The organism is Bacillus sp. DU-106, from assembly GCF_004799705.1.
Classification (GTDB): Bacteria; Bacillota; Bacilli; order Bacillales; family Bacillaceae_G; genus Bacillus_A; species Bacillus_A cereus.
Genome location: NZ_CP026607.1, coordinates 4,699,558 through 4,721,573 on the forward strand (window position 1 = coordinate 4,699,558; position 22,016 = coordinate 4,721,573).

The window sequence follows — 22,016 nt, forward strand, 5'->3', positions numbered from 1 at the left end:
TCACCTCTTCTACTCAATTTAGCCTACCTTTTTTATCATATTTCCTATAGAAAAATAGGTGTTTGTCTGTATTGGAATTCCGCTCTTTTATTTGTACGTATTGGAATAATTGAAAACTTAGACTAGGGTGATCCAGAGATTATTTTCTACACAAAAAAGCTCAGAGTATACATACTCTGAGCTTTTATTTAGAATAAATTAATTTGCAACAACATTAACAAGTTTTCCAGGAACAACAATTACTTTACGAACTGTTTTCCCTTCAATTTGGTCTTGAATTGCTTCAAGTGCAAGTTGTTCCATTTCTTCTTTTGATGCGTCTTTACTCATTGTTAGTTTTGCACGAACTTTACCCATAACTTGAACAACAATTTCAACTTCATCTTCTACAAGTTTAGACTCATCAAATGTTGGCCAGCTTGCATATGTGATTGTTTCATTGTATCCAAGTTTGCTCCATAGCTCTTCCCCGATATGAGGTGCAACTGGTGCAATCATTTTTACGAAACCTTCTACATATTCTCTCGGAAGTGTTTCAGCTTTGTATGCATCGTTGATGAATACCATCATTTGAGAAATCGCTGTGTTGAAGCGAAGCTCTGCATAGTCTTCTGTTACTTTCTTCACTGTTTGATGGTAAGCTTTTTCAAGCTCTTTATTTGGTGCGTCAGTAATTTTCTCACTTAATTCACCGTTATCTTGAACGAATAGACGCCATACGCGGTCTAGGAAACGACGAGCTCCGTCAAGACCATTTTCAGACCAAGCAATTGAAGCATCTAATGGTCCCATGAACATTTCGTATAGACGAAGTGTATCTGCACCGTGGCTTGCTACGATATCATCAGGATTTACAACGTTACCTTTTGATTTACTCATTTTCTCGTTGTTTTCACCTAGAATCATACCTTGGTTGAATAATTGTTGGAATGGCTCTTTCGTTGGAACTACACCGATATCGTATAATACTTTATGCCAGAAACGAGCATATAGTAAGTGAAGTACGGCATGTTCTGCACCACCGATATAAATATCAACTGGAAGCCATTGTTTTACTTTTTCAGGATCTACAAGTGCTTCGCTATTGTTTGGATCGATGTAACGTAGGTAGTACCAGCAGCTACCAGCCCATTGCGGCATTGTGTTCGTTTCACGACGACCTTTTTTACCAGTCTCAGGATCAACAACATTTACCCACTCGTCAATGTTAGCAAGTGGTGATTCACCTGTACCTGAAGGACGGATGTTTTCTGTTTTCGGAAGAACTAATGGTAATTCCTCTTCTTTCACAGCTGTCATTGTACCATCTTCCCAGTGAATTACTGGAATTGGTTCACCCCAGTAACGTTGACGGCTGAATAACCAGTCACGTAGACGGTACGTTACTTTTTGATTTCCTGCGCTCGTTGCTTCAAGCCATTCAATCATTTTTGCGATTGCTTCTTCTTTATTTAATCCATCAAGGAATGCTGAGTTTACGTGTGCACCATCACCTGTGTACACTTCTTTCGTAATATCTCCGCCTTTTACAACTTCCTTCATTGGAAGATTAAATACTGATGCGAATTCATAGTCACGCTCATCGTGAGCTGGAACTGCCATTACAGCACCTGTTCCGTAAGTTGCAAGAACATAGTCAGCGATCCAGATTGGTAATTTCTCACCGTTTACTGGGTTAACTGCGTAAGCACCAGTGAATACACCAGTTTTCTCTTTCGCAAGTTCTGTACGCTCTAGGTCACTCTTCATTTTTACAGCGTTAATGTAAGCTTCTACCGCTTCTTTTTGTTCTGCTGTTGTAATTTCTGCAACAAGTGCATGTTCTGGAGCTAGTACACAGTATGTTGCACCAAATAATGTATCAGGGCGCGTTGTGAAAACTGTGAATTTCTCGTCTGTACCATCGATGTTGAAGTGTACTTCTGCACCTTCAGAACGACCGATCCAGTTACGTTGCATATCTTTTAAGCTTTCAGGCCAATCAAGCTCATCTAGATCTTCTAATAGACGATCTCCGTAAGCTGTAATTTTTAACATCCACTGTCTCATCGGACGACGCTCAACTGGATGTCCACCACGCTCACTCTTACCGTCAATGATTTCTTCGTTTGCAAGTACTGTACCAAGTGCTGGGCACCAGTTTACAGGTACTTCATCAACGTAAGCTAAGCCTTTTTCAAATAGTTTTAGGAAGATCCATTGCGTCCACTTATAGTAGTTTGGATCTGTTGTATTTACTTCACGGTCCCAATCGTAAGAGAAACCTAATGATTTAATTTGGTTACGGAACGTATTAATATTATGCTCTGTAAATTCAGCTGGGCTGTTTCCAGTATCAAGTGCATATTGCTCTGCTGGAAGACCAAATGCATCCCATCCCATTGGATGCAGAACGTTATATCCTTGCATACGCTTCATACGAGATAAAATATCTGTCGCTGTATAACCTTCTGGATGTCCTACGTGTAAGCCTGCACCTGATGGATATGGGAACATATCTAGTGCATAAAATTTTGGTTTTTCTGTCTCATCTGGCGTACGGAATGTTTTATTCTCTTCCCAGTACCCTTGCCACTTCTTCTCAATTTCTTGATGATTAAAGCTCATGAGATACCCTCCTTGAAATTCTATTTATTTTCACCGCCCAAAATACAAAAAACCTCTCATCCCTAGAAAGGGACGAGAGGTTATAGATTCCCGCGGTACCACCCTAAATTAATGTACAAATATACATTCGCTTAGATCCGTAACGTGGATTAACGGCAATTGCTACTATTAGTTTCACAACTGCAACTCAAAGGCGAGTTCATAACGAAACGTGGATTGACTTGCACCGACCGTCAACTCTCTAAACCAGCTTCTATTACTACTACTCCTTCTCACTGTTATTACACATATAAGTTAAGTGAACTATCCTTCACCTAGTATCTCTTAAGAGCTTACTTAAAGCGAGGACTTCTCGGTTAATCGTTACTCTTAATAACTAACGAATTCATCTTAAGACAGCCGAGCTATCTCCCTTGTTCTAAAGGTTGTTTTATTTAAATATATTCTAAAACATGTTACATGTTCCGTCAAACTAAACTGCAATTTTTTCTTCAACTGTTTCTTCTACTTTTACTCGTTTATCATAAATGCTCGTTGCTATAAGCGCTACTACAAGCATTACCATGATTGCTATAAACAATACTTCCATATTGTATAAATCCACAATTGCTCCGCCAACGACCGGTCCGAACATTTTCCCTACAGTCGCCGCACTATTTACGACACCTTGATAAAATCCTAATTTATCTTTTGGTGCAAGTATATTTGCAATCGTTGGAACCGCAGGCCATACAAATAACTCACCAATTGTTAATGTTACCATCGCAACGAGGAACATCGTAAATTGCTGCGCTTGACTTAACACAATGAATGACGCCGCAAAAATGAAGATTCCAATCATAATTTGCTGTTTTAAAGAACGCTTCATCCAACGAATTAGCATACTAACAAGTGGTTGTGCACAAACAATCATCGCTCCGTTTATCGTCCATAGTAAACTATAGTGACGAAGGCTAATATTCAATTCTTGCATATGTGTTGCAATCGCTCCTTGCCACTGTACGTATGTAACCCAGCATAAAGCATATGCTACACACACGATAAGAAGTGCTTTAAATCCAGGTGTAAGTGACCACCCTTTTTTCGTTTCGACTTCTTTTTGCACTCCTGGCTCCTTCTTGTCTTCCATACCGCGGAATCCAATAAAAGCAATTAAAAAGAAAACAAAGTATAAAATAAAATTCGCTAAGAAAATATAATCAAAACGATACGATGCAACTAATCCACCACATGCTGTTCCGATCGCAATACCAACATTTTGTCCAACGTACATCGCATTAAATGCCCGTCTTCCGCCTTCTGGCCAAACCGTACCAACCATCGCATACATCGATGGGAAGACCATTCCAGAACCGAAGCCGATTAACGCTAGCCATACAACATATAACGGCCAACCGTGGAAGAACACAAGACCTAAAATCGATACAAGTGTAATCACAATCCCTACTAAAGTTGATTTATAACCGCCCCATTTATCAAATAAAACACCGCCGAGCAAGTTTCCGATTACACCAGTAAGCGAATTGATCATTAATACCATTCCGGCCACAGATAAAGATTTTCCTAGGTGATCATGCAAATAAATTGTATTAAAAGGCCATAAAAAAGAAGCACCCGTGACATTAATAATCATCCCAGCTACTAATAGCCATACTTTCCTTGGCATAGTTTCCCCTCCTATTCTATTTTTTTCGATCATATATATAACAGTAAAATTGTAGTCGTTTTTAAATAGGAAGGCAACTGATTAATAGTTGATGAAATTCAGATAATGGTTCAACGGTAAATGAAATTATATTGATTGCTTCTTGGATTATATCAGCGATTATTAAAATATATCGACTTACCGACAAAAAATGACAACAGTAACAATGTATAAAGAGGCTGCATGAACTTCATGCAGCCTCTTTATACTATCCAACTTCCTTTTCTCGCTTCGCACTTTCTTTAGCGCTCCATTTAAATATTTTATCTAATAAGGAATATATTCTCCCAGATTCTTTCGTTAACAAAGGTCCTAACGATGCTAATATTAAAACATACAAAGCTGAGAATGGTTTAATAGTTGCCATTAAGCCGCCCGCAATTCCAATATTCGCGACGATAATGGAAAATTCTCCGCGTGATACAAGTGTTAAACCGATATTCGTAGAAGCCTTATGCGATAACCCAGCTTTACGCCCCGCAACCATTCCAGCAGTAAAATTACCGATAAGAGTAATGAAAACTGCTCCTAATGCCAACCACACTGCTCCTCCAAGTGAAAATGGGTCTATACTTAAACCGAAGCTGAAAAAGAATATAGCTCCAAAGAAATCACGAAACGGAACAACGAGCTGTTCAATTCGATCACTATGCTCTGTTTCAGAAAAGACGAGCCCTAATAATAATGCTCCAATTGCCTCCGCGACATGAATCGTTTCTGAAAATCCTGCTACAAAGAATAAAATAGCGAATATTACGATAATAAAAATTTCATTGGACGAAATATCTAACATTTTATTTAAAAATCGTGTAGCTTTTCTAGCAACTACAAAGAATAGTAGCATATACCCTACTGCGATTAAAATAGATGTAAGAGCACCTACAAATGACGTTGCCCCTCCGAGTACTAATCCTGAAACGACCGATAAATATACGGCTAAAAAGATATCATCAAACATAATGATTCCTAAAATTAGCTCCGTCTCTTTATTACCAGATCTTCTTAAATCAACAATTACTTTCGCAACAATTGCACTCGATGAAATTGTTATGATCCCAGCAATAATTAATGTTTCTAATAAGGGGAAACCCATTATATATCCGTAAAGTAAACCTAATATAAAATTAAGCGATATATGAACAGTTCCCCAAAAGCAATTGACTTTCCTGATTTAATTAATTTTTTAATTGAGAATTCTAAGCCTAAATAGAATAAGAGGAATATAACGCCAACACGGCCGAGGAAGGAAATAACTTCTCCGCTTTCAATAAATCTTAAATCGATAATCCCTAAATCTGGGGCATGGGGCCCCACTAGCATACCGAGTATAATGAGAAACGGAATAATCGAGAACTTTAACTTTGCAGCGAGAATAGCTGCAAAAGCGACTAATACTAACGCAGTCCCAACTTCAAAGATTAAAGTATCCATCGATTATGAATCCCCTCCTACTGAAAGCAACTCATTAATAATTCTTTTTACTTCATGTCTTTCACCTGATAGTACGAGCATATCGCCAGCTTCAATGATAGAATCTGGGCCTGGATTAAAGAACTTCTTCATATTCTTTTTCAAAATGGCAATAATCGTTACGTTATATGTGTTTCGGACATGTAAACTACCAATTGTTTTTTGTACGACTGGTGCATTATTTTCCACCTTAAACCACTCAATTGATAATCCTTCAAAGGCCATTTCAATCGTATCTAAAGCTTGTGGTCTATATACCATTCCGCCCAATATAGCTGCAATTTGTCTCGCTTCGGAATCACGAAGAGAGACGCTTGAAATACTCTCCTCATGATCAGCATCAAAATGGTACATTTCTCTTCGGCCATCATCATGAATAACGATAACCATCTTTTCATTACCTTTTGTAATCACTTCAAACTTACATCCAATACCCGGCAGTTCACTCTCTCTAATATTCATATTTTCCGCCTCCTAATTCTTTTAGTTACGGCTTTTATAAATCGACATCAATCTCCGTTTTAAAGGTCTCATCCTTTGAAATACCTAAATACTTTAGCGTCTCTGATGGAGTCGCGTGATGAAAATGTTTTTGCAACAGCGCAATCGCTATCCCTCTTTTGTACGCATGAAATCCGAATGTTTTTCGCATTGAATTCGTTCCGATCTTACCAACAACTCCAACTGCTTCTGCAGCATTATGAATTACACGATACGCTTGTTGGCGCGTAATTGAATTTGGCGTTTTATTAGATTGAAATACGTAATTTTCTCTTTTAACGCCAATAGATTGTACGTAATCTAAAAGCGCTTCTTTTACTTTTGTATTTAAATAAATATCTTGTTTGAATTTTTCATCTTTCACAGGAAGAGTATAAAACTCTTTAACAGTCCCATCTTCATTTAATACATCTTCAAATTTCATGCTAAGTAATTCTGTAATTTTTAATCCTGTGTTAATTCCAATAACAAATAAAAGATAATCTCGCTGGGAGTGCTCTTTTAAATATTTTTTCATAGCCTCAATTTGGCTTATATCTTTTAATGCCTCTACAACTTCCATACATGTATTCTCCTCATCTTATGAACGGTAATTTTCTCATTATGTTGTCCATTTTACCTTATCATGCTATGAGATTTCCATGTGTTATCCATTATTTTCACAATATACTCAGGTGGTTCTGAAAACTTTCAATGTGGAAACTTACGATTGTATAAATACGTTGCGGTAAAAAATGTGGGGATAAAAGCTTAGCTTCTTTCTACAGATTGGATTCCTCCTTTCCTTATACAGCTACAGCTACTTCTACTTTTATATTACGTTACTTACTTACATTATATTATACATTTCAGTAACATTAAAGCGTTTTTTCTGAAAATAATAAAAACCGAGCGTTTTTGCTCGGTTTTTATTATTAATCTTCTTTCGGAAGAACAATTCCTTTATACAATTGAACTGTAATAAGGTAATAAATCGTGTAAATAACTACGAAAATTACGATTGGTACCCAAATACGGAAGTACGGATCAAGTAAAATAAATCCGAAAATATTCATACCAACTAATACGTGAGCAATACCTACAATTGCTGGGAATAGGAATACTAAGAATAACTCTTTATAAATTGATTTTGTTAATAATTCACGGCGCACCCCGATTTTACGAAGCATTTGATAACGTGTAATATCTTTTGATGCACCAGAAAGAATTTTGAACATTAAACAACTTGCCATCATTGCTAAGAAAGCAATTCCAAGGAAGAAGCCCATAAACACTGTTCCGCTCGCAACACCATAGAACATGTCGTAAGATTGATATTTACTGTTCATTCTTTCAGCTGTTACATTTTTATATTTATCTAATTGCAACTCGTCAAGTTTTTTCCATTCTTTTGTATATGTTAAGAAATCATCTGCTTTTCCGATAAATGCTATACCTTCTTTACCACTTATCCCATCGTACATTTTTTGATCTACAATTTTAATTGCATGATCTTCGTATATATAATATGGATGAATTGTGCTAAAAGCATCTACCCATTCTTCTGGAAGTTCTTTAGCGTTCGCATCTTTTTCATTCATTTCTCTAGAAACTGCACCTACTGGTAATTCCTGTGAAGCCTTCTTCGTATTTACTAAATCCTTCATCGACTTCATATTTTCCATATCTTTTACTAAAGGACGATTTTTCTCTAAATCTTCTTTTACATAGTAAACGTATTTATCATCTACTTTGTAACGATATTCGCTTTTCTCTTTAAATGTAATACCGTTTAAAATTTTCTTTTCTTCAGCTGTCGGATTATGAACTACTGAATCATAGATTACTAAACCATCAACCATTTTTATAACGTTATTTTTAAACGCCATACCACCTGAAATTGCACCAGCTCCAAGAGCAACTAACATCGCTACTGTTGCAAGTACCTTTGTTAAGCTATTAATACGGAAATTTAATTGTGCAAATGTAAAAGCGTTAAGTCCTTTTTCACTACGCTTTTTATTACTTTTTAACTTTTTAATAATAACTGGAAGAAGTGATCCAAATAACATGTAAGTACCAGCTGTTGTTGTAATTAATGCAATAAGGATTCCCATCTCTCTTAGTTTTTCCATGTAAATCATTGATGCATAGCCAATTCCTAATAAAATAACCGCAAGGAATGCAACTAAGCCTGTCATTTTTCCTTTTACCGCAACACGTTCTGTTTGTGCATCTGCATGTACAAGTTGCAATACAGAAATACGTGATAATTTAATACTGTTCATAATTGCTGATAGTACAAATAGTGCAAAGAAGAAGATACAAGTAACAGTCATAGATGGCAGATAAAATGCTTTATAGCCTTCACCAGCAAATTCTAATTGTTTCATTAATAATTGACCGATACCTTCTGCAAGTCCTACACCAACTGCAATTCCAATTGCAAGAGACGCGGCGCCTAATACAATTGTCTCAATAAACATAAGTAATGTAACTTTATGCTTTTTTGCTCCTAACATCATATACATACCAAACTCTTTTTGACGAAGAGATAGTAAGAAAGAGTTCGCATATAAAATATAGAAGAACGTTATGATTGCTAATAAAAATGAACCTGCTTGGAATACAAATCCGATTGATTTAATCACTGAATTAGATTCAAGAAATGATTCATTTAGTGCTAACGTTTGAAACATATAAAAGATTGAAATCGACATGACAAGACCAACAAGTAAGACGATGTAATCTTTTAGCTTACTCTTTAGTCCTGACATGGAAAGTTTGAATAACATGCTCTAGAACCTCCTTTCTTACGCTTTTTGTGTTCCTAAGTCCGCAAGCACATCTAAAATTTCTTTATAAAACTCTTCACGTGTACCGCCGCGGTGAATTTCTTTATATAGCTCACCATCTTGAATGAATAAAATACGCTGACAGTAACTTGCACTGTATGGATCATGTGTAACCATCATAATAGATACGCCTTGATCTTTATTTAAGTTTGTCATCGCATCAAGTAAACTCGTTGCATTTTTAGAATCAAGCGCTCCTGTTGGCTCGTCCCCTAAAATAATTGCAGGCTCATGCACTAAAGCACGCGCTGCTGCCGAACGTTGCTTTTGCCCACCAGATACTTCAGATGGGTACTTTTGAAGTATTTCTGTAATTCCTAACATATCCGCTACTTTCTCGACTTTTGGTCCAATGTTACGTGATGGAACACCTTGCAAGGAAAGTGGAAGTGCAATGTTTTCATAAATAGATAAGTTTTCTAACAAATTAAAATCTTGGAAGATAAATCCTAACTTTTGTGAACGGAAATCTGAAAGCTCACCTTGCTTCATTTTTGTAATATCCGTTCCTGCAATTTCAACAACGCCGCCCGTTGCTTTATCTAACGTTGAAATTACATTTAATAATGTCGTTTTACCAGAACCAGATGGTCCCATAATTCCAACAAACTCGCCCTCTTGAATTGAGAATGACACACCTTTTAACGCGTGTGATTGGTTCTCACCTTTTTTACCGTACACTTTTTGAACGTTTTTTACGTCTACAACTGGTTTCGTCATATATATCCTCCTACGCTTGTTTTTCCATTACCTATTTTGCGCTTTTTAGAGGCGAACTGCTATTTGTTAACATTACATTTACCTTACACTTTTGTAATATAAAGAAGGTGGGCGTGTAAGTTTGGCTTTTACTACTTTGAATATTAGTGACATATTGAATCGGTAAATGAAATTATACCGGCGATTTTTCAAATATATCGGCGCAACTACAAAAGCTGAAAATAAAAATAGGCTGCTCCACAAAAAAGGAACAGCCCACTTCTCTCTTTATTTCTTTAAAGGTGTTACCGTCCAATACGTAACAACTCGCCAAATCCATTCTAATGGACCCATTTTAAAGATTTTCATCCAAATTACACTAAACACAATTTGAATTGCATAAATTGCGATACATACATATAACGTTTGCATGTATGTCAAGTTTCCTGCAAAGTTAAATACGCTACCGGCAATTAAAATCATTGCAGTTTGTCCAATATAATTCGTTAACGCCATACGACCGTAGTATTTCAGTGGCGCTAACAATGTTTGAACTGGTTTTAATTGAAGTAATAAAATTAATGCTCCGACATAGAAAGCTGAAATGACTGGTCCAACTGTAATACCAATTTTTAGAAACTGGCTTGCAGCATCCATTGTTCCGTCTTCATTCATCAATATCATATTTACAAATGGGCCAGCAGGCACGTGTCCATATTGATACCATACAGCTGCCACACTTAAAACAAACATAATGCCTGTAAAAATAGCGACTTGCTTTATGTTTTTTGAAAGATTTTCAAATACACGATATTGTCCTGCAGCAAGACCTAATAAAATTAAACCAAGTGGTAATAGTTCTTTAACACCCATTACACTACAGGCTATTGTCAAAATAAGACCAATTACTAAGTTCACTTGTTTTTTCGCTTTATAAAACGGTAAAACGATTAATCCGCAAATTGCATATAACGTTAACGCTTCTCCAGGCTGAAACATGTAATGAATCAAACCAAAAATAAATAATGCAACTACGCGGCGGAAAAATAGAACATATCCATTTTTCCCTTTCGCAATCGCTCTTGAAATAAAGATATAGAATCCCACTCCAAATAAGAATGAGAAGATTGAGAAGAAACGCCCTTCTACAAATAAGTATAAAAATCTTTGATAGCTAGCATCCACTGTGCTAGGATCTGGAATTTTAATGTTAAGTAGTGCGAGAATATTTACTAAAATAATCCCTAGTAGTGCAAAGCCACGAATGTAATCTAACTCATCAATTCGCTTGTTTATAATATTGTTCCCCATAAAGCAACTCCTTGTATAAAACTTAATCCTTTCTTACTCTACTGGAGAAAGCTGCTCACAACTATCGACAAACCTTACAGGAATCTTACATTATTGTCATATAGCAAAATAAAACCAGGTCATATTGCGACCTGGTCTACTCTGATTGTTTCGATTTTTGAGGTTGTCCTTTTTTACTATTACGCTGTTTTACTTGAACAATCGGATCAAGTTCATTCGAAAACTCAGCGTTATGTCCATTTTGCGTTTTTTGTTCTGGGTTATTTTGATCTGAACGTTTCGCCATTACATTCACTCCTTATTAGTGCGGTGTAATAATCATTTGATGTTGCAATTGGCGAATTGCCATACGTGCTCTATTTAATTGCTCACGTTGCTCATCATTTGCATGTTGTTGCATCGTTTGTAAATCGTTATACGCTTGTTCTAATTGTAACTGCGCATCCGAATACTCCATCGTATTATAATGCTCTTGTCTCATACCTTGGTCTAATTGTTCTTTCGCATATTCCACCGCTTGTTCCGCTTGTGTAATATACGATTCAAGTGATTGACGCTCTGCCATAATTGTCCCTCCTTGCTTCAATTCCCCTTTAGTGTGTCCCTTCCATCTGAACCTTATGAGTATGTTATAATGGATTTTGTTTCATTTTGACTCGGCTTAGGAGGGAAAGTAATGAAGGTTCAAAACCCTTTTCCATATACAAACGACAATAAACGTTATCATACATGGAATTATCATTTACGAAATGAATTTGGTGAAAAAATCTTTAAAGTTTCATTAGATGCTGGCTTTGATTGCCCGAACCGTGACGGTACAGTTGCTTATGGCGGTTGTACATTTTGCAGTGCTGCTGGATCTGGTGACTTCGCTGGCGATCGCCGCGATGATGTTATAACGCAATATCATGAAATGAAAGAAAAAATGCGCTCAAAGTGGAAAGATGGAAAATGTATCGCTTATTTCCAGGCGTACACAAATACACATGCACCACTTGAAGTGTTAAAAGAAAAATTCGAACCGCTTCTAGCAGAAAAAGACGTTGTCGGTCTTTCTATTGCGACTCGTCCAGATTGTTTACCGGACGATGTCGTTGAATATTTAGCGGACTTAAATAAACGCACTTACCTTTGGGTTGAACTCGGACTACAAACCGTCCATGAACGTACTGCAAATCTTATTAATCGTGCTCACGATTATCCTTCTTACGTTGAAGGTGTAAATAAATTACGTAAGCACGGCATTAAAGTTTGTTCTCATATTATTAACGGCCTTCCACTTGAAGATTACGACATGATGATGGAAACAGCTCGTGAAGTAGCGAAGCTTGATGTACAAGGAATTAAAATCCACTTACTTCACTTATTAAAAGGAACGCCAATGGTGAAGCAATATGAAAAAGGACAACTCGAGTTCCTTTCTCTTGAGGATTACGTAAGTCTCGTTGTTGACCAACTTGAAATGATTCCAGAAGACGTAATTGTGCACCGCATCACAGGTGACGGTCCGCCTGATTTAATGATTGGTCCAATGTGGAGCTTAAATAAATGGGAAGTATTAAATTCCATTGATGCAGAATTTGTACGCCGCGGAAGCTGGCAAGGAAAATATGCAAATGAGGAGAAACAAAAATGAAATTAGAACGTGTATTATCGTTTGCTCGCACTCTCTTGCAAACAGCAGTAAAAGAAGGCGATTACGCTGTAGATGCAACTTTAGGAAACGGCCATGACACTTGCTTCCTAGCTGAAATCGTTGGAGATAACGGAAAAGTATTTGGATTTGATATTCAAAAAGAGGCAATCGAAAGCTCAACAACTCGTCTAAAAGAAAAAGAACTTTTCGAACGTACTGTTTTAGTTCACGATAGTCACGATACACTTCTATCCATATTACCAGAAGATGCAAAAGGAAAAGTAACAGGCGCGATTTTCAACTTAGGTTACCTTCCAGGCGGAGACAAGCATATCGTCACAAAACCGAACTCAACAATCTCGGCGATTGAGCAATTATTAGACGTAATGGCGCCTGAAGGTATCATCGTCCTTGTTATTTACCACGGACACCCAGAAGGACAAGTAGAACGCGACGCTGTTCTCAAATTTGCCGAAGAATTAGACCAAAAACAAGCACACGTACTGCGCTACGGCTTTATTAACCAGCAAAATAACCCGCCATTTATTGTGGCGATTGAGAAGCGATAAAGTGAAACTTTAATCAGTGGGGGCATCCCCACTGATTATTAGTTGAACCAATCGGGCATTTATGGGCAGTTTATCTCCCACCTAACCTCTTTGCTCCAGGCGAATTTTAAGGTGGGAGTTTTACTGCCCGTTAATGCGGGGTAATATATCAACGATTTTTCAATTATATCTATCGTAACTCGGGATATATCAACGATTTTTTCGATATATCTATCATAACTTACAATATATCAACGATTTCTCGGATATATCGATTGTTCGACAAAACATAACAAAAAAAGACGTGCACTCATTGCACGTCTTTTTGTCATTCTCCTATATAATGGATGTAAACATTCTTAAAGGAGACGAAATAATGATCGGAATACTAGCAGGAATGGGACCAAAATCAACTGGGCCATTCGTCGATACAGTTGTAGCAAGGTGCCAAACAATATACGGAGCAAAGTATGATATGGACTTTCCTCATATGATGATCTATTCGTGCCCAACACCGTTTTACATGGATCGCCCTATTGATCACGAAGCGATGAAAAAAGCAATTATTGAAGGAGCACAAAAACTTGAAAGTACTGGCGCAAGCTTTATCGCTATGCCGTGCAATACGGCGCATCTTTATTTTGAAGAATTACAGCGTTCGCTTTCTATCCCGATTTTAAATATAGTCGATGAAACGTTACAATCAATTCCTGAAAATACAAAAAGAGTCGCTCTTCTCGCAACAGAAGCAACTGTTCAAGCCGGTATTTATCAAGACGGGATTGCAAAACGGAATATAGAATACATTCATTATGAAAAATGGCAAACGATGATTAATCAAATTATTACGTATATTAAAAGCGGGAAAGTTGAAAAAGCTCGCAAATTATGGAGCGTGCTCGTTGTGCAGTTGAAGGATGAAGTAGATACCGTAATTATCGCATGCACCGATTTGAATGTGGTGGCGAGTGAGGATTTTGTTGATTCCTCTCAATGTCTTGCTAATGCGGTTGTTAGGATGTATCTATCAAATACAAAGAAATCTTCATAAACATAGAAAACATCCCTTTTGAAATGTGTTTTATGTTTTATGAAAATCATCCTAAAAACTTTTAACTTTCTTCACAATTCTTTCAAAGTAATCACACTTAATCTCGCTATATTAAATAAGTAGTTATTCATATAGGGAAGGTTAGGGGAATTGAAAGTATGAAAGTAAATCGTTCGCTTCATTACATTTTTTGGCGTTGGCATTTTTATGCTGGGCTTTTTATTACGCCGCTTCTTATTACGTTGTCACTGAGCGGAATTGGGTATTTATTTCGGGAGGAAGTTGAAGATTTCATCTATAAAGATTTATATTTTGGGAAGAGTGCTCAAACAGAATCTATTTCGATGTCTGATTCTATTTCCTTAACAGAGAAAAAATATCCACATTATAGCGTGGCGAAAATTAGTGAGTTTAATGGGGATTATAATACGAGACTTACAATTGCAAATGAGTATACTGGGCAACAAAAATATGTGTATTTAGACAGCAATAATCAAATTGTTGGGGATCAAAATGCAAGTGAAACGTTTGCCAATATAATGAGGGAATTACATAGTTCTCTTTTAGTTGGTGGCACTGTCGTAAACTATACTGTAGAACTCGCGGCATGCTGGACAATCTTTTTAATCGTAACCGGATTGTACATGAGTATACGACAATTCAAAAACACACCATCATCCAATAAGCGAGAAAAAGCAAAAAGACGTCATTCTATTATCGGTATTATATTTACAATTCCTCTCTTTCTGCTAGTCGCATCTGGATTGCCATGGTCAGGATTTATGGGGAACCAAATTTATAAAATCGCATCGTCAAATGAATTACTCGGATATCCAAAATTGTACATGGCTCCGCCTGAATCAAAGGTAAAAGAATTGCCGTGGGCAACAAGAAAAGAAGCTCCGCCTGAATCAAATTCAAATGAACCGAAAGCAATTTCTGTCGATGAATTACAAAAAGGAATTGAAATAAAGAAGCCATATGTTATTTCACTACCAGCTGATCCGAAAGGTGTATTCACTGTTTCGAAATCGAGCGGTTCTGGTATTACAGGTATGCATGTTGCACCAAATGAAGAGATAACAGCTTACTTTGACCAATATAGCGGGGAGCTCATTTCAAAAACGGACTATCGTGATTATGGATTACTTGCACAATGGTTCACTTACGGTATCCCGCTTCATGAAGGACATTTATTCGGATGGCCAAATAAAATATTATGCTTACTAACGACATTATCTCTACTACTTCTCATTTATTACGGAATAAAAATGTGGTTAGCAAGAAAGCCGAAAGGAAAATTAGCAGCACCTCCAAAACAAAGAGATAAGAAAAGTATATTCGTTTTCTTTATCATGATGGTAATACTAGGCGCTGTCATGCCTTTATTTGGACTATCTGTTTTAGTTATTTTTGCAATTGAACTTCTTATATATGTATTTTCAAAAATACGATCATAATGAAAAAGCATTTGTACCATCGTGTACAAATGCTTTTTATTTACTGTTCTCTTTTTTTCTACCACTTATTAAAAAAACAATATCTACTATAATAATCAATGCAATGATAATTTGAGCTACATAATCCATCGTTGTAGGACCGCCGGTTTTATTCATCATCATATACCTTCCAGTTACAAATGAAATGGAAAGTAGCACAAGTAATGTTACTTCAATATTGTCATATAGCTTTTGAAACAATCGCTTCATTTCCACCACCATCTTTACCATATTATAACAAAAAAACCACTCTACATGAGTGGTTTTCTTCATCACTGCGCTGTTTTCTTTCGGTACATCTTCCCGTTCCAATAGAAGAATCGTGAAGTGAGGCCTCCGTACTTTACAATGCGCCGTGCCATTTTGTGCATATTCTTTTGTGCTGATACTTTTTGATCTGATAAATAAATACCAAGTAATCCTCGGCTTATAAGGCGATGAAACTTCGCATGAGGCAAATCACCAATGCTCTTCTCCGCTTCTTCTACAAAGTGTTTCATCCGATCTAATATCGCTTGCTCGTTTTCATAATAACTACAGAAATTCAAATCTCCGCCTATACGGTCTTCTTCTTGATCAATGAAATAATCAAGTAAGATATGAAGTCCTTGTACGTAAGGGAAGTACCCTTGTCTAATTTTCGCAATATCTTCATCATGTAATTCATCATGAAATGCATATGCTACAAGACAGAAAATTCCAAGTGTAGAACCGGCACATGCTGAAAATTCAAACCAACTCATCTCAGGTAAGTTTTCTTTATGTGCTTCAAACCAATTTTTCAGGCGCGGCTCTCTTTCTTCTAATTTCACGTGTTTATGAATTTGCAAATCACAATAATAACAAGCAAGTTCATGAAGAACAGGAGCAATTTTGTCATAGTGCTTCGTTTTCTTTAAAACATCTTGGCATGTTTCAACAAGTTCATCTAAATAACCACCATCATCTTGATCATCACGATAACGATAATAATTACCGCCACCTTCTACTTCAGGTGATAATGCCATTAACATCGATTCATGCAGTGCGGCAAAATCATTTGGATCAAGTGATGTACTGCGATCACATAAATTATCTAAATAGTCGCTGATCGTTTGATACGCTACGATAAAACGAATACATTCTTCTCGGTGTTCATTTGCTAGCAGAGCTAAAATGCCACCGCCCTCACAATGAAACGTTTTATGCTCAATACTTGCGATTGCCTGACTATGAAGCTCATCATTCGGAATATGGTAGGCACGCTCTTTCCACATCGCTAGCTCATGGTGTACAACCGGAAACACATCACGGTATACTTTCGCCATGAGCGTTATGGGATTACTCGGTACGTTCACTTCTTCCTTCATCTCCTCTATTAAATGTACAAATAATGATTTATTTGTTTGTTTTTACTATATTATTGACATGCATTTCAGTAAATGACTGAATATAACTCAAAATTTCATCACGCTCATACTCATTTAATAACTCGTGATAACAATTCGGCCATTCTTTAAAAGCCTTATCACTTATTTTAACATTATCAAACCAAGTGCGGACACGTGTTTTATCTACAAGTTTATCCTCACAAGCTTGCATTAGCAAGAGCGGAACATCTGGAAAATCATCTATTTTTTTATGAGCAATTTCGATAGACTTAATCAATTCACTATACCAACGTACTGATACTTTGCGCAAGAACAAAGAATCATTCTCCATTGCATCTCTCACCTCGTGGTTACGTGTTGACATTTCCACCGTAAGATTCGTTGCAAATTGCAATTTTGGAGCCACAACATTTAATATTTTTGAAGCAAATTGAAGCGGAGCAGAGGGTCCAGTCACTACCCCTAAACAAGGCGAACTCAAAATAATACCCTCTACATCTTCTCTCTTCGTTTCTTGCATCATACGAATGACAATAAGACCACCCATACTATGACCGAATAGAAAAATAGGTAACCTATACTTTCTTGCTTCTTTCACCCATAGTTTAACTTCCTCTATGTATTCATCAAATGAATCAATATGTCCTCTATTTCTTGAAGTCGTTCCATGTGACGGAAGATCCCCCATCACGACGTGGTAGCCGATATGATTCCACATTTCCGCAACGGCTTCGTAACGTCCGTGATATTCCATTGCGCCGTGCACAATAACAATGACAGCCTTTGCTTCCTCCGCTTCATAATTCCACATACGGCTCTCCTCCATTTCACTCTTTCTCATAATTTGATACACTAAAACTAGTCTCTAGGAAAGGAAGACTTTACATGATATATCCTTACAAAGAAAAAAAACCGAAAATTGCGAGTAGTGCTTTTATCGCTGACTATGTTACGATTACAGGCGATGTTTACGTTGGCGAGGAATCAAGTATTTGGTTTAATACAGTCATCCGTGGTGATGTGTCACCAACGATCATTGGAGACCGAGTAAATGTACAAGACCAATGTACACTCCACCAAAGCCCTCAGTATCCTCTTATCTTAGAAGATGATGTTACAGTTGGGCATCAAGTTATTTTACATAGTTGTCATATTAAAAAAGATGCTTTAATTGGAATGGGATCCATTATATTAGATGGTGCTGAAATTGGCGAAGGAGCTTTTATCGGCGCTGGAAGCCTCGTTTCACAAGGAAAGAAAATTCCACCAAACACGTTAGCTTTCGGTCGTCCCGCGAAAGTCATTCGTGAATTAACAGCAGAAGACCGTAAAGATATGGAGCGTATTCGCACGCAATACGTTGAAAAAGGTCAATATTATAAATCATTACAGAAGTAAATTTCCGCTGCCATAAGATTGGCAGCTTTTTTTATATAAAAACTAACTTTTTCTTTACAAAACATTATTACTCCCTCAACAAAATCTTATTAAAATAAAAGCTAATATCTCCATATATATGTAAACGAGGGAGGAGAATTTTCATGAAGGTCAGTGGATTATATAAAATAGAATGTTACATTTTCAAAGGAATTAATCGCTACTTTGATCAAAAAACATTAAATATCTTTTTCAGCAATATTACTCATATCGGTGGCGCGACTTTCTCCATCGCACTCACACTTTTCTTTTTAATTTTTGCAAAAGGTACTTTACATCAGGCAGCAATTGCAACTGCTATTTCTTTAGCAATTAGCCATATTCCTGTACAAATATTAAAAAGATGGTATCCACGAAAACGTCCTTATTTAACAATTCAGGATGCAAAATATCCAGTCCATCCATTAAAAGACCACTCTTTCCCGTCTGGTCATACAACAGCCGTTTTCTCTGTCTTCATTCCATTTATTTGCTATAATCCAAGCTTACTTGCTTTCCTATTACCGTTAGCATTATGCGTCGGTATTTCACGTATTTATTTAGGACTTCACTATCCGTCAGATGTATTCGTCGGTATGTGCCTTGGCACTTGCTCTGGCATCATCTCTTTTTATCAATTCATCCCACTTTTCACATAAAGGAGTGATATGATGAGAGTCGCCATTTTTACCGATACTTTTACGCCACAAGTTAACGGGGTTGCGAAAACGTTAGAGCGATTAACACGATATTTTCAGAAAGAACAGATCGCCTATTCTGTTTTCGCCCCTCAGCATACAGCTGAAGATAATTTTGTAGCGAATGTGAATAAGATGAGAAGTATCCCGTTAACAATATTATATCCAGAATGTCGTTTTTCTTTTCCTACTCCGCGTATTAAACGGGAACTACTTTCCTTTAAACCTGACATTATTCACATTGCCACACCTTTCAACATGGGACTTTGTGGATTGTATTATGCAAAAAAGTTAAACATCCCAGTTGTCGGTTCTTATCATACTGATTTCGATGCCTATTTACGTTATTACAAAATCGAATTCCTCTCCAATATGCTTTGGAACTATTTAAAATGGTTTCATAGTCATATGCAAAAAAATTTTGTACCTTCCTTTGAAACATTACATCAATTAAAAAATAAAGGCTTTCAGACCCTCTCTATATGGGGACGTGGTGTAGATTGCACACTCTTTCATCCAGCTTACAATACAGACCTATTCCGAAAAAAATATAATATTACAGCGAAGTATGTCCTTTCCTATGTTGGACGAATTGCTCCTGAAAAAGATATTGATACGCTGCAACACCTTATCATTAAAACAGCACATACTCGAAACGATATTCATTGGCTCATCGCAGGAGACGGTCCTCTAGCAACAAGTTTACGTGAAGCTGTTCCGAAAACAAATATCACTTTTACTGGCTATTTACAAGGCGGGGATTTAGCTGAAGCATATGCTTGTTCTAACATAATGGTGTTTCCATCAGCTACTGAAACATTCGGAAATGTCGTACTTGAATCACTCGCATGCGGTACACCTGTTATTGGTGCAAATAGTGGCGGGGTTAAAAATATTATTACAGATGGAAAAACGGGAGTTCTTTGTCCGCCTAAAAATGAAGATGCATTTCTATCATCCATTTATTTTTTATTACAAAATGAAGAAAAACTTGAGCAGATGGGAATAGCAGCTTCCTCTTTTGCGAAATCAAAGAGCTGGGATGAGATCTTTCGTGGCTTGCTTAACCAATATGAAGAAGTCCTTCAGCATAACGCATCAGAGTTGCTTGCTTAAATAGAAAAACTCCCTTCAAAAAAACGAAGGGAGTTTATTACATGGTCATAAATTTTAGTTTAATAAATGATACATAAGGTTAAGCATTGTTTTATTTCTATATTAATTATATCAAAAATAAACATAACTAAACAGACTTGTAATAAAAACCCATAAAAATTAATATATGGTTATACAGTATTTTAACTGTATAATGATTTTAAGAATTCCCCTTAAAATCAACTTACTCACATACCTTTATACAGCAATTGTTCCCCAATTCTGTATATCAAAAAAACCTTTCATTCATTTGAAAGGTCTTTTTGAGCCTGCACATATTCTTCTTTCGTATTTACATTTATAAACCAATCCGCATTCGCTTGTACATCTTCTCCAGAAACATACTTCACATTACATTGTGATAAAAGCTGCCCCATACTTCTTTTTTCTTCCTGAAGTAAAGCATAAATCTTTTCTTTCACGCGGTTATGATACGCCGCAAGTAGCGGTTGTTTTCTTCCATTAATAATAGGTACAACCGCATCATATTCATTGTTCGTTTGCTCTAGTAAAATGGTAAACCATTCATGCGACACGTTTGGTGCATCGCAAGGCATAATAGCGTACCAATCTGCTTCTATGTATTCCATTCCTGATACAATGCCGGCCAGCGGTCCATTCCCTTTATAGTGCGGAATGTCTTCTATAACAGGTACTTGTACGAATTGCTCTACTCGCTCTTTTATATCAGTATGGCTAATTACTACAATGTCTTGCAAAGTATTTCCCATCACTTTCACAATATGCTCAACAAAAGTAGTTCCCTTCCAAATTGCTAACGCTTTCGGCTCACCGAATCTACTCGACATACCACCTGCTAATACAATTCCAGCATACTTACTCATTGGCGATGCAGCTCAAATGTAATATGACCTAATTCCGGTAAAATTAATTTATTCATCGCAAGGCGAACCGCTCCGCTAGACCCTGGCATCGAGAAGACTACTTTGCGCCCAATTGTACCACCAATCGCTCTACTTAACATTGCGCTGCTTCCGATATCTTCTAAATAACTAATCATACGGAACAGCTCACCAAATCCAACAATTTCTTTATCTAATAACGCTGATACTGCTTCAATTGTGACATCGCGTTTCGTAATACCAGTACCGCCATTTGTTAATACAACATCTACATCTTCCTTATGATAACCAGCTAACACTGCTTGCTGAATACTTTCTTTATCATCTTTTACAATTTCATAAGAAGTTACTTTATGTCCCGCTTCTTTTAACAATTCATGTAATAGTTGTCCGCTCTTATCTGTTTCTTCCGTACGTGTATCGGAAATCGTCACGATCTTGCAACGCACTTCTTTTGGAGCTTGTTTTTTATGTTCAGTTACACTCATTTTTTATCTTTCCTTTCTTAAAGACTTTTCTTCATTTTATCATACATACCTTTACACAATTATGTATGAAGCCAATCATGCGCCATGATACAATATAAGTATACTAACCCACAAAAAGGAAAGTGCCCTTTCTTATACTCCTAGACTACATATCTTTAGCTACTC

At 36.8% G+C, this 22,016-nt stretch carries 21 protein-coding genes, 1 pseudogene and 1 other annotated feature; of the genes and pseudogenes, 7 read left to right on the top strand and 15 right to left on the bottom strand.

The genetic code is table 11. From position 1 onward, the window contains the following. Positions 1-198 precede the first annotated feature (198 nt). The 10 genes and pseudogenes from leuS to C3Y97_RS24010 form a co-directional block, all read right to left on the bottom strand. Positions 199-2,607 (bottom strand): leucine--tRNA ligase, encoded by a 2,409-nt coding sequence (leuS, locus tag C3Y97_RS23960; RefSeq protein WP_000009461.1) that lies wholly within the window; start codon positions 2,605-2,607, stop codon positions 199-201. Between the two features lie 65 nt (positions 2,608-2,672). Continuing rightward, positions 2,673-2,892 (bottom strand) — a binding site (T-box leader). A gap of 187 nt (positions 2,893-3,079) precedes the next feature. Then, positions 3,080-4,273 carry an MDR family MFS transporter gene (locus C3Y97_RS23965; RefSeq protein ID WP_001137561.1) on the bottom strand — a complete coding sequence of 398 codons (1,194 nt, stop codon included), beginning with the start codon at positions 4,271-4,273 and terminating at the stop codon, positions 3,080-3,082. A 247-nt stretch (positions 4,274-4,520) separates the two neighbouring features. Further along, a pseudogene (locus C3Y97_RS23970) lies at positions 4,521-5,743 on the bottom strand (cation:proton antiporter). Between the two features lie 3 nt (positions 5,744-5,746). Beyond that, positions 5,747-6,244, bottom strand: a complete 498-nt coding sequence (locus tag C3Y97_RS23975; protein WP_001026053.1) for a cation:proton antiporter regulatory subunit — start codon at positions 6,242-6,244, stop codon at positions 5,747-5,749. Between the two features lie 34 nt (positions 6,245-6,278). Beyond that, a complete protein-coding gene (locus C3Y97_RS23980) occupies positions 6,279-6,845 on the bottom strand; it encodes a tyrosine-type recombinase/integrase (protein WP_000454210.1) in 567 nt (188 codons plus the stop codon). A 352-nt stretch (positions 6,846-7,197) separates the two neighbouring features. After that, positions 7,198-9,057, bottom strand: a complete 1,860-nt coding sequence (locus C3Y97_RS23990; RefSeq protein ID WP_000897761.1) for an FtsX-like permease family protein — start codon at positions 9,055-9,057, stop codon at positions 7,198-7,200. Between the two features lie 18 nt (positions 9,058-9,075). After that, the gene (locus tag C3Y97_RS23995) at positions 9,076-9,837 is read right to left on the bottom strand and encodes an ABC transporter ATP-binding protein (protein WP_000165844.1); all 762 of its coding nucleotides are present in this window, start codon (positions 9,835-9,837) and stop codon (positions 9,076-9,078) included. Positions 9,838-10,104: 267 nt separating this feature from the next. Continuing rightward, on the bottom strand, positions 10,105-11,127 hold the full coding sequence (locus tag C3Y97_RS24000) for a DUF418 domain-containing protein (protein ID WP_098212825.1): 1,023 nt from the start codon (positions 11,125-11,127) through the stop codon (positions 10,105-10,107). Positions 11,128-11,263: 136 nt separating this feature from the next. Beyond that, positions 11,264-11,413 (bottom strand): hypothetical protein, encoded by a 150-nt coding sequence (locus C3Y97_RS24005; RefSeq protein WP_001129340.1) that lies wholly within the window; start codon positions 11,411-11,413, stop codon positions 11,264-11,266. A gap of 15 nt (positions 11,414-11,428) precedes the next feature. After that, a complete protein-coding gene (locus tag C3Y97_RS24010) occupies positions 11,429-11,692 on the bottom strand; it encodes a YtzC family protein (protein WP_000840869.1) in 264 nt (87 codons plus the stop codon). A gap of 111 nt (positions 11,693-11,803) precedes the next feature. On the opposite strand from C3Y97_RS24010, the gene mnmL reads away from it, so the two are divergent. The 4 genes from mnmL (at position 11,804) to C3Y97_RS24035 (ending at position 15,822) form a co-directional block, all read left to right on the top strand. Then, the gene (gene mnmL / locus C3Y97_RS24015) at positions 11,804-12,763 is read left to right on the top strand and encodes a tRNA modification radical SAM protein MnmL/YtqA (RefSeq protein WP_000868031.1); all 960 of its coding nucleotides are present in this window, start codon (positions 11,804-11,806) and stop codon (positions 12,761-12,763) included. Continuing rightward, positions 12,760-13,332 carry a tRNA 5-(aminomethyl)-2-thiouridylate-methyltransferase MnmM gene (mnmM, locus tag C3Y97_RS24020; protein WP_098212824.1) on the top strand — a complete coding sequence of 191 codons (573 nt, stop codon included), beginning with the start codon at positions 12,760-12,762 and terminating at the stop codon, positions 13,330-13,332. The genes mnmL and mnmM overlap by 4 nt, the downstream gene beginning before the upstream one ends. A 355-nt stretch (positions 13,333-13,687) precedes the next feature. After that, complete coding sequence (locus tag C3Y97_RS24025; protein ID WP_136363677.1) at positions 13,688-14,362, top strand: aspartate/glutamate racemase family protein; 675 nt, start codon at positions 13,688-13,690, stop codon at positions 14,360-14,362. A 158-nt stretch (positions 14,363-14,520) separates the two neighbouring features. Further along, a complete protein-coding gene (locus tag C3Y97_RS24035) occupies positions 14,521-15,822 on the top strand; it encodes a PepSY-associated TM helix domain-containing protein (RefSeq protein ID WP_136363678.1) in 1,302 nt (433 codons plus the stop codon). Between the two features lie 36 nt (positions 15,823-15,858). Here C3Y97_RS24035 and C3Y97_RS24040 read toward each other — a convergent pair whose 3' ends face one another. From C3Y97_RS24040 to C3Y97_RS24050, 3 genes are read right to left on the bottom strand one after another with little or no spacing between them, the layout of a single operon-like run. Further along, positions 15,859-16,092: a hypothetical protein gene (locus tag C3Y97_RS24040; protein ID WP_127064239.1), complete on the bottom strand. Its 234-nt coding sequence runs from the start codon at positions 16,090-16,092 to the stop codon at positions 15,859-15,861. A gap of 41 nt (positions 16,093-16,133) precedes the next feature. Then, entirely contained in the window at positions 16,134-17,198 is a 1,065-nt protein-coding gene (locus C3Y97_RS24045; RefSeq protein WP_001102461.1) for a tetraprenyl-beta-curcumene synthase family protein, read from the bottom strand. 40 nt (positions 17,199-17,238) lie between these two features. Further along, the gene (locus tag C3Y97_RS24050; RefSeq protein ID WP_000267421.1) at positions 17,239-18,042 is read right to left on the bottom strand and encodes an alpha/beta hydrolase; all 804 of its coding nucleotides are present in this window, start codon (positions 18,040-18,042) and stop codon (positions 17,239-17,241) included. 74 nt (positions 18,043-18,116) lie between these two features. Between C3Y97_RS24050 and C3Y97_RS24055 the strand changes: the two genes are divergently transcribed. From C3Y97_RS24055 to C3Y97_RS24065, 3 genes are all read left to right on the top strand, one after another. After that, positions 18,117-18,629 (top strand): gamma carbonic anhydrase, encoded by a 513-nt coding sequence (locus C3Y97_RS24055; RefSeq protein WP_000640188.1) that lies wholly within the window; start codon positions 18,117-18,119, stop codon positions 18,627-18,629. Positions 18,630-18,772: 143 nt separating this feature from the next. Further along, entirely contained in the window at positions 18,773-19,306 is a 534-nt protein-coding gene (locus C3Y97_RS24060) for a phosphatase PAP2 family protein (protein WP_000868582.1), read from the top strand. Positions 19,307-19,318: 12 nt separating this feature from the next. Beyond that, entirely contained in the window at positions 19,319-20,461 is a 1,143-nt protein-coding gene (locus C3Y97_RS24065) for a glycosyltransferase family 4 protein (protein WP_016125909.1), read from the top strand. 281 nt (positions 20,462-20,742) lie between these two features. Here C3Y97_RS24065 and C3Y97_RS24070 read toward each other — a convergent pair whose 3' ends face one another. Next, on the bottom strand, positions 20,743-21,345 hold the full coding sequence (locus tag C3Y97_RS24070; protein WP_000049596.1) for a molybdenum cofactor guanylyltransferase: 603 nt from the start codon (positions 21,343-21,345) through the stop codon (positions 20,743-20,745). Further along, complete coding sequence (locus tag C3Y97_RS24075) at positions 21,342-21,851, bottom strand: MogA/MoaB family molybdenum cofactor biosynthesis protein (RefSeq protein ID WP_000117124.1); 510 nt, start codon at positions 21,849-21,851, stop codon at positions 21,342-21,344. Before C3Y97_RS24075 ends, C3Y97_RS24070 begins: the two co-directional genes overlap by 4 nt. Positions 21,852-22,016: the final 165 nt, after the last annotated feature.

Excerpts from the sequence above, each read along its gene's own strand:
- C3Y97_RS24005 (WP_001129340.1), bottom strand. The coding sequence starts at position 11,413 with ATGGCGAAACGTTCAGATCAAAATAACCCAGAACAAAAAACGCAAAAT.
- C3Y97_RS24055 (WP_000640188.1), top strand. The coding sequence starts at position 18,117 with ATGATATATCCTTACAAAGAAAAAAAACCGAAAATTGCGAGTAGTGCT.
- C3Y97_RS24060 (WP_000868582.1), top strand. The coding sequence starts at position 18,773 with ATGAAGGTCAGTGGATTATATAAAATAGAATGTTACATTTTCAAAGGA.
- C3Y97_RS24040 (WP_127064239.1), bottom strand. The coding sequence starts at position 16,092 with ATGGTAAAGATGGTGGTGGAAATGAAGCGATTGTTTCAAAAGCTATAT.
- C3Y97_RS23965 (WP_001137561.1), bottom strand. The coding sequence starts at position 4,273 with ATGCCAAGGAAAGTATGGCTATTAGTAGCTGGGATGATTATTAATGTC.
- C3Y97_RS24025 (WP_136363677.1), top strand. The coding sequence starts at position 13,688 with ATGATCGGAATACTAGCAGGAATGGGACCAAAATCAACTGGGCCATTC.
- mnmL (WP_000868031.1), top strand. The coding sequence starts at position 11,804 with ATGAAGGTTCAAAACCCTTTTCCATATACAAACGACAATAAACGTTAT.
- C3Y97_RS24050 (WP_000267421.1), bottom strand. The coding sequence starts at position 18,042 with ATGTGGAATTATGAAGCGGAGGAAGCAAAGGCTGTCATTGTTATTGTG.
- C3Y97_RS23975 (WP_001026053.1), bottom strand. The coding sequence starts at position 6,244 with ATGAATATTAGAGAGAGTGAACTGCCGGGTATTGGATGTAAGTTTGAA.
- mnmM (WP_098212824.1), top strand. The coding sequence starts at position 12,760 with ATGAAATTAGAACGTGTATTATCGTTTGCTCGCACTCTCTTGCAAACA.
- C3Y97_RS23990 (WP_000897761.1), bottom strand. The coding sequence starts at position 9,057 with ATGTTATTCAAACTTTCCATGTCAGGACTAAAGAGTAAGCTAAAAGAT.
- C3Y97_RS24010 (WP_000840869.1), bottom strand. The coding sequence starts at position 11,692 with ATGGCAGAGCGTCAATCACTTGAATCGTATATTACACAAGCGGAACAA.
- C3Y97_RS24065 (WP_016125909.1), top strand. The coding sequence starts at position 19,319 with ATGAGAGTCGCCATTTTTACCGATACTTTTACGCCACAAGTTAACGGG.
- C3Y97_RS24035 (WP_136363678.1), top strand. The coding sequence starts at position 14,521 with ATGAAAGTAAATCGTTCGCTTCATTACATTTTTTGGCGTTGGCATTTT.
- C3Y97_RS24000 (WP_098212825.1), bottom strand. The coding sequence starts at position 11,127 with ATGGGGAACAATATTATAAACAAGCGAATTGATGAGTTAGATTACATT.
- C3Y97_RS24075 (WP_000117124.1), bottom strand. The coding sequence starts at position 21,851 with ATGAGTGTAACTGAACATAAAAAACAAGCTCCAAAAGAAGTGCGTTGC.
- C3Y97_RS23995 (WP_000165844.1), bottom strand. The coding sequence starts at position 9,837 with ATGACGAAACCAGTTGTAGACGTAAAAAACGTTCAAAAAGTGTACGGT.
- C3Y97_RS23980 (WP_000454210.1), bottom strand. The coding sequence starts at position 6,845 with ATGGAAGTTGTAGAGGCATTAAAAGATATAAGCCAAATTGAGGCTATG.
- leuS (WP_000009461.1), bottom strand. The coding sequence starts at position 2,607 with ATGAGCTTTAATCATCAAGAAATTGAGAAGAAGTGGCAAGGGTACTGG.
- C3Y97_RS24070 (WP_000049596.1), bottom strand. The coding sequence starts at position 21,345 with ATGAGTAAGTATGCTGGAATTGTATTAGCAGGTGGTATGTCGAGTAGA.